8 protein-coding genes are annotated in these 7495 nt (G+C 68.8%); all 8 read right to left on the reverse strand.

Translation table 11 applies throughout. From position 1 onward, the window contains the following. Nucleotides 1–130: 130 nt before the first annotated feature. The 8 genes from ACVOK1_RS19555 to queF all read right to left on the reverse strand — a co-directional run bounded on the left by ACVOK1_RS19555 (nt 131) and on the right by queF (nt 7275). Nucleotides 131–457 carry a hypothetical protein gene (locus tag ACVOK1_RS19555; protein ID WP_234456099.1) on the reverse strand — a complete coding sequence of 109 codons (327 nt, stop codon included), beginning with the start codon at nt 455–457 and terminating at the stop codon, nt 131–133. An 87-nt stretch (nt 458–544) separates the two neighbouring features. Continuing rightward, nucleotides 545–961 (reverse strand): roadblock/LC7 domain-containing protein, encoded by a 417-nt coding sequence (locus tag ACVOK1_RS19560; RefSeq protein WP_108770216.1) that lies wholly within the window; start codon nt 959–961, stop codon nt 545–547. After that, a complete protein-coding gene (locus ACVOK1_RS19565) occupies nt 954–1502 on the reverse strand; it encodes a GTP-binding protein (protein ID WP_108770217.1) in 549 nt (182 codons plus the stop codon). Before ACVOK1_RS19565 ends, ACVOK1_RS19560 begins: the two co-directional genes overlap by 8 nt. Then, a complete protein-coding gene (locus ACVOK1_RS19570; RefSeq protein ID WP_108770218.1) occupies nt 1495–2439 on the reverse strand; it encodes a hypothetical protein in 945 nt (314 codons plus the stop codon). The genes ACVOK1_RS19565 and ACVOK1_RS19570 overlap by 8 nt, the downstream gene beginning before the upstream one ends. Before the next feature lie 333 nt (nt 2440–2772). Continuing rightward, entirely contained in the window at nt 2773–4995 is a 2223-nt protein-coding gene (locus ACVOK1_RS19575) for an NADP-dependent isocitrate dehydrogenase (RefSeq protein WP_481562999.1), read from the reverse strand. 345 nt (nt 4996–5340) lie between these two features. Next, entirely contained in the window at nt 5341–5850 is a 510-nt protein-coding gene (locus tag ACVOK1_RS19580) for a hypothetical protein (RefSeq protein ID WP_481563000.1), read from the reverse strand. Between the two features lie 60 nt (nt 5851–5910). After that, entirely contained in the window at nt 5911–6204 is a 294-nt protein-coding gene (locus ACVOK1_RS19585; protein WP_406234328.1) for a LysM peptidoglycan-binding domain-containing protein, read from the reverse strand. A gap of 252 nt (nt 6205–6456) precedes the next feature. Beyond that, a complete protein-coding gene (gene queF, locus ACVOK1_RS19590) occupies nt 6457–7275 on the reverse strand; it encodes an NADPH-dependent 7-cyano-7-deazaguanine reductase QueF (RefSeq protein ID WP_481563001.1) in 819 nt (272 codons plus the stop codon). Nucleotides 7276–7495 lie beyond the last annotated feature (220 nt).

The following is a 7495-nucleotide window of genomic DNA, read 5'->3' on the forward strand; positions in this document are numbered from 1 at the left end:
CCCCCCCCCCCCCCCCCCCCCCCCCCCCCCCCCGCCCCCCCCCCCCCCCCCCCCCCCCCCCCCCCCCCCCCCCCCCCCGCCCCCCGCCCCGCCCCCCCCCCCCCCCCCCCCCCCCCCCCCCACTACCGGCTCAGATCGCCAGCTCGGACTCCACGTCCTGCACCTTGCGCCGGGCCAGGGCGAGGTTGCTCTTCGCGCGGTCCAGCACGATGTAGAAGAACAGCCCCTTCTTCTTCGCCACCGGCCGCATGATGTGGTACGCCTTGCCCAGCGAGATGAGGATGTCCTCGATGCTGTCGTTGAGATTGAGCGACGCGGCCGTCTTCATCTTCGCGCGGATCACTTCGGTGTTGCCCGCGGCCGCTACTTCCATGTCCATGCCGGCGCCCGCCTCGCCCAGCAGCATGCCGCTCTCGTAGTCGACCAGCGCCACGGCCTGCGCGCCATCGATGCCCATCAGTGCATTCAGCGATTCAGTCAGTCCAGCCGCGTCGTATCCCCTTGTCGGTGTTGGTTCGAGCCCCTCGTTCCCCTGCGGCCGGGCTCACGATCCGCTGAGTTCGGCCAGGATCGCCTGGCCACATTCCCTGCTCTGCCACAGCACCTGGCCGATCACGCTGCGCTGGTCGCAGGCGGCCATCAGCAGCAGCGGTGCGCGGCCTTCGCTCTGGATTGCCAGCATCAGCACCTTGCCGCCCAGTGCTTCCAGCATCAGCGTCTGCAGGTCGCCCAGCGCCAGTTCGCGGCCCACCGCTGCGGCCAAGGCCAGCATCGCGCTGGTCATCGCCGCCAGCCGCTCGCTGCGGCCATCAGCACCGGCGCTGACCAGGGCGAAACCATCGACACTGGCCAGCACCACCGTGCGGACCCCCTCCACGCGCCGCTGCAGGTCCTGCAGCAGCGGCTGCAGGCGCTCGCGCTGGCCGGCGTCAGGCAGCGTCGCCACCTGTCCGTCAGCCATGCAGGGCCACCAGTGCGTGCGCTTCCATTTCACTCATCAGCACATCCATCAGCAGCAGGCCCTGCGCGCGGTCACGCGCATCGATCGGCAGCAGCGGCAACGGCTGGTCGTCCAGGCAGGCGCGGTTGGCCCAGTCGTCCAGCTGTGCGTCGGGAATCTGGTCCAGGTGGGTCACCGCCACCACCAGCGCCAGCGTGCCGGCGAACGGCCGCAGCGCCTGCAGGTAGGCATCCAGTTCGGCGGCGAGGCCGGCGCGGCGCGCGTCCAGCAGCAGCACCGCGCCACGCGCGCCCTGCAGCAGGATCGGCCACAGGAAGTCAAAGCGCTGCTGGCCCGGCGTGCCGTAAAGGCGCAGGCGCTCGCCGTTGGGCAGGTCGATGTCGGCGTAATCCAGGGCGACCGTGGTCGAGGCCTTGTCCGCTCCCGCGCGGTCGCTGTTGGCGACGTCGGTATCGATGACCGCACCGGCCGCGATGCTGCGCACCAGGGTCGACTTGCCGCTGCCCATGCCGCCCAGCACCACCACCTTGTGCTCACGCATCGCGCTCGCTCCCGCGCAGGCTGCGCCAGAGGCGGGCGAGCAGGCCATGGTCGGCGCCGCTGCCGCGCGCGGCCACGGGCACCGGCGCGGCGTTCTGCAGCTGCGCGTAGCCGCACAGGTACGCGGCATGGATGAAGTCGCGCACGGCGGCCGGCGGCAGCTCCAGCAGCATCGCGCACTCGTCCACCGTGCACGCGCGCTTGAGCAGCAGCGAGCACAGGCGGAACCCATCGTGGTCGTGGCCGAGCACGCGGAAGTCGGGCCAGCGCAGCAGCTTCACCGCCGCACTGCGCAGGCGCTCGTCCAGCGCCTGCCAGTGGCGGCTGCGCTGCGCCCATTGCCACAGCAGCGGGCGCAGCGGCTGGCGCGCGCGGTTGCCGGCCAGCAGCTGGAACTGCGGCGCCGTCAGTGCGTCCAGGTACAGATGTTCGAAGCCCTGGGCCAGGCGCTCCACCAGCACGGCGGCCGGCTCCTGCAACAGCACCGCCTGGTCCTGCTCCAGATCCAGCAGCAGCAGCGGCTGACCGCGTTCGCCCAGCAGCGCGTGGCCCTGGCGCAGCGGCAGGCGCTCGCGCAGCAGGCGGGTGATGGCGTGGGCGCCGTCGGCCAGGCGGATGGGTGCGGGTTCGGCGCTGCCCTGCATGCCCCGCAGCGCGCGGCCGATGGCCCCATCGTCGAGGACGTCCTGGCGGCCATGGCCTTCGCGCAGCTGGCCACCGCTGCCCTCGATCCAGCACTGCAGCCGCGGCCGCTGCTCGCGCATGCGCAGCGCGGCGTTGCGCAGCGCGGGCGTATCGCGGACCACCAGCAGGTCGCAGTCGTCGAGGTCCTGGCTGCGGCACACCTGTCCATCGGGCAGGGCCGAGGCCACGCGCAGCCGCTGCAGCAGGGCCTGTTCGCCCTGGAGATCGGTTCCCACCACCAGCACGCGTGCCATCCGTGTTCCCCGGGCGACCGCCTCCCCGGCGGTCTCGCGTCGCCAAGGCTAGGGCATCGCCGCGCGCGTCCGTCGTGATCGACTGCTCAGATCGATGGCGGCTGCAGGCACGTATTTATGGGTTCTGCGACGGCCATCGCGGGCAAGTTTCATGCCGTTTTGACGGTTCCGGGGATTGGGGTCAGAGCCCTCTGCAGGGCAGGGGGATCCGACCCCGGGGCAGCAAGGGGTCAGATCCCTTCTGCGTGCAGAAGGGCTCTGACCCCTCGCTCCGGACAAAAAGAAACCCGCGCCGAAGCGCGGGTTTCGATTTCACTTCCTGCGGGCGATGGATCAGCCGCGCAGCTGCTCCAGCGCGGTGTTGAAGGTCGCGCTCGGGCGCATGGCCTTGCTGGCCTTGGCCACGTCCGGACGGTAGTAGCCACCGATGTCCACGGCCTTGCCCTGCACCGCGGCCAGCTCATCGATGATGGTCTGCTCGTTGTCGGTCAGTGCCTTGGCCAGCGGGGCGAAGCGGGCCTTCAGTGCGGCGTCTTCATCCTGTGCGGCCAGGGCCTGGGCCCAGTACAGCGCGATGTAGAAGTGGCTGCCGCGGTTGTCGATGCCACCCAGCTTGCGCGAAGGCGACTTGTCGTTGTCCAGGAACTGGCCGTTGGCTTCGTCCAGAGCCTTGGCCAGCACGCGGGCGGCGGCGTTTTCGTAGCGGTTGCCCAGGTGTTCCAGCGATGCGGCCAGGGCCAGGAATTCACCCAGCGAATCCCAGCGCAGGTAGTCCTCTTCGACGAACTGCTGCACGTGCTTCGGGGCCGAACCACCGGCGCCGGTCTCGAACAGGCCACCACCGGTCATCAGCGGCACGATCGACAGCATCTTGGCGCTGGTGCCCAGTTCCATGATCGGGAACAGGTCGGTGAGGTAGTCGCGCAGCACGTTGCCGGTCACCGAGATGGTGTCCTCACCCTTGCGGATGCGGTCCAGCGAGAAGGCGGTCGCTTCCACCGGCGGCAGGATGCGGATGTCCAGGCCGTGGGTGTCGTGGTCCTTCAGGTACTGCTCGACCTTGGCGATGACCTGCGCGTCGTGGGCGCGGCCGGCATCCAGCCAGAACACGGCCGGGGTGCTGCTCAGGCGGGCGCGTTCGACGGCCAGCTTCACCCAGTCCTGGATCGGCGCGTCCTTGGTCTGGCACATGCGCCAGATGTCACCGGCTTCCACGGCGTGCTCGAACACCACGGTGCCGGCCTCGTCGGTGACCTTGACCACGCCGTCGGCGGTGATCTGGAAGGTCTTGTCGTGCGAGCCGTACTCTTCGGCCTTCTGCGCCATCAGGCCGACGTTCGGCACCGAGCCCATGGTGGCCGGGTTGAAGGCACCGTTGGACTTGCAGTCGTCGATGACGGCCTGGTACACGCCGGCGTAGCAGCGGTCGGGGATGACGGCCTTGGTGTCCTGCAGCTTGCCTTCGGCATTCCACATCTTGCCGGAGTCGCGGATCATCGCCGGCATCGAGGCGTCGACGATGACGTCGCTCGGCACGTGCAGGTTGGTGATGCCCTTGTCCGAGTTGACCATGGCCACGCCCGGACGCTGTGCGTACTCGGCGGCCAGGTCGGCTTCGATCGCGGCGCGGGTGGCTTCCGGCAGCGACGGCAGGCGCGCGGCCAGATCACCGATGCCGTTGTTGGCATCGAAACCGGCCTGCTTCAGCACGTCGGCGTGCTTGGCCAGCACGTCCTTGTAGAACTCGTTGACGGCCACGCCGAACATGATCGGGTCGGAGACCTTCATCATGGTCGCCTTCAGGTGCAGCGAGAACAGCACGCCCTGGGCCTTGGCATCGGCGATCTGCTCACCGATGAAGGCGGCCAGCGCCTTGCGGCTCATCACCGCGGCATCGACGATCTCGCCGGCCTTGACCGCGGTCTTTTCCTTCAGCACGACGGCGCTGCCGTCCTTGCCGTGGAAGGTGATCTTCAGCGAACTGGCGTTGGCCAGGGTGGCCGACTTTTCGCTGCCGTAGAAATCACCGGCGGCCATGTGCGCGACGTGCGACTTCGAATCCGAAGCCCAGGCGCCCATGCGATGCGGGTGCTTGCGCGCGTAGTTCTTCACCGACAGCGGTGCACGGCGGTCGGAGTTGCCTTCGCGCAGCACCGGGTTCACCGCGCTGCCCTTGACCTTGTCATAGCGCGCCTTGTAGTCGCGCTGCTGGTCGTCGGCCGGGGTTTCCGGGTAAGCCGGCAGCGGGTAGCCCTGGTCCTGCAGTTCCTTGATGGCGGCCTTCAGCTGCGGCACCGAAGCGGAGATGTTCGGCAGCTTGATGATGTTGGCGTCCGGGGTGGTCGCCAGCTGGCCCAGCTCGGCCAGGTCGTCGCTGACCTTCTGCGCGTCGCTGAGCAGTTCCGGGAACTGCGACAGGATGCGGCCGGACAGCGAGATGTCACGGGTTTCCACCACGATACCGGCGGTGGCGGTGTAGGCGTCGACGATCGGCAGCAGCGACTGGGTAGCCAGGAACGGTGCTTCGTCGGTCAGCGTGTAGAGGATCTTGGACATGGGGGACTTGGACTCTGTAGCAGTTCTCAGGGGAAGGCCGGCGCAGGCGCCGTGCCACGTGCAACCGTGTCACTTTCCCCGCCGCCGTCAGGGTGGGCGCGCGATGGGGAAACCCCTGCATTGTCGCGTTTTCAGCCGCGCGGGGCAAAGCCATGCCATACGCTGCGGTACTGCACCACGGCAACGCTGTGATCCAGCCGCGTGGTATCGGATGCAACCATGCGTGGCGCTCGCCAGTAGATCCACGCCATGCGTGGATGCGGGTCGCTGGAACGCGCACAAAAAAAAGACGCAGCCTCGCGGCTGCGTCGATCGTGAGTCCAACCGGAAGAGAGTCGGCAGGACTTACTTGACCTCGAACTCCTGCGGCGTTCCTGCCGCCTTGCCATCAACCATGACTTCGGCGCGGTACTTGCCGGCCGGCCAGCCATTGGCGTTCTTGAACGTGATGTTGGTCGTCTCGGCACCGGAGGCATTCAGCGTGGCGTTCTGCTCACCGGCCACCTGGCCATCCTGGAAGGTCAGCTTGGCACCGACGGTGACGTTGTTCGCGGCGGCATCGGTGCGCACCGAGACGATCACATCGTCCTTCGGCGCGAACAGCGCGGCCGGGGCCACCGACTTGTCAGCGGCAGCGGTCTTGCCCACGGTGACGGTCGATACGGCAACCGAAGTGGCTTCCGCCATCGGCGGCGGCGCGCCGGTCATCGGCGCCGGTGCCGGCTCTGCCGGGGTGGTCGCGGCCGGAGCGGCGTTGTTATCGGTGGACTCTTCTTTTTTCTTGCAACCGACCAGGGCAACGCTGCCCAGCAGGGCGGCGATCAGGGCGGTCTGGAGCGGGCTGGTCTTGATCATTCGGGTGTTCCTCCCAGGGATTGTCGGACGGCCTTGGTGCGCCCGTGGGCGCGGGCCGGCTTATTTCGGCGGCAGCTTCAGCGTCTGGCCCGGGAAAATCTTGTCCGGGTCGTCGAGGACATCGCGGTTGGCCTCGAAAATCTTCTTCCAGGCATTGGCATCGCCCAGGTGCTGCTTGGCGATCTTCGACAGCGAATCGCCCTTCTGCACGGTGTACGTGCCGACGCTGACCACTTCGGCGGTGCTGTCCACCGATGACGTGACGCCGGAGAAGTCCGCCTTGGGTACCAGCTCGGCGGTGCTGTCGACGCTGGAAGTGACGCCGGAAAAATCGGCTTTCTTCTCGGTGCTCATCCACACACTCCCGTCTGCATGACTACGTGGATCGCACGGTGACATGGAGGTTGTTAAATGGGGATGGTGCGGATGTGAAGCCGCCCGGGTGGGCGGCTGAACAATCGGGCCGCTGCGGTTGCCGGCCAGCGGCCGGCACTACCTGTGACCGCCGGAGAACCGTGGTAGCGCCGGTCCGTGCCCGGCGGCTTTGGCTCTGGCCGCTTCGCTCGCCGGGCGTGGCCCGGCGCTACCCGTAACCGCCTGCGGCGGTTACTGGCGCAGCTCGCGGAAGGTCGCGGCCGGGCCGGCGATGCCATGGCTGGCACGCCAGGGGTTGATGTCCAGGCCACCGCGGCGGGTGTAGCGCGCTTCCACTTCCAGCCACTGCGGCTGGCAGCGTGCGGACACCTCGCTGAAGATGCGCTCCACGCACTGCTCGTGGAACTCGGCGTGCTCGCGGTAGCTGACCAGATAGCGCAGCAGGCCGGCGCGGTCGATCTTCGGGCCGCGGTAGCGGACGCTGACCGTGGCCCAGTCCGGCTGGCCGGTAACCGGGCAGTTGGATTTCAGCAGGGACGAGACCAGGGTCTCCTCCACCACCTGGCCGGCATCGGCGGCGAGGTAGTCCGCCTGCGGCGGGCCGTAGCAGTCGATCTCCACGTCCAGGCTGTCGATCGATTCGCCCAGCGGCGCCTCGACCAGCGGCGGCAGGCCGAACTGCACCTGCACCGGCGCGCCCGCGCAGGCCGACAGATCGGCCACCAGGCGCTCGCGCAGTGCCTCGGCGCTGTCGATGCGGGTGCTGTTGAGGGAGTTCAGGTACAGCTTGAACGACTTGGATTCGATCAGCCGCGGCGAGGTGCACGGCACCTGCACGGTGGCCACGGCCACCTGCGGCTTGCCGCGCGGGTCGAGCCAGCTCAGTTCGAAGGCGTGCCAGCGGTCGTGGCCGACGAACGGCAGCGCGGCGTCATCGAGGCCGATCTCGGCGCGGGCGCCGATGCGGGGGATGGGAAACAGCAGGCCGGGATCGTACTGCGACGGGTAACTGACCTCGCGACCGAGGCTGGAGTCCTGGGGGGTGTTCATGGGGCGCATTGTATCGCGCGGGGGTGGGCCTTCGGCCGGGTCGGCCAACGGCGGAGCCCCTCCGTGGTGGTCAAGAGCAGGATCTCGGGATTGGCCGGGAGGGTGGGTTGGCTGGGGGACGCCGTGAATCCGTCCCTGGAGCAACTGTGTTGCCGGAGGGGCGCCAGCCCTTCCAGCAGACGCGCACGGTAGTGCCCGCCCGGGGCCGGCCGCCCCTGTG

The organism is Stenotrophomonas sp. STEN087 (assembly GCF_056759115.1).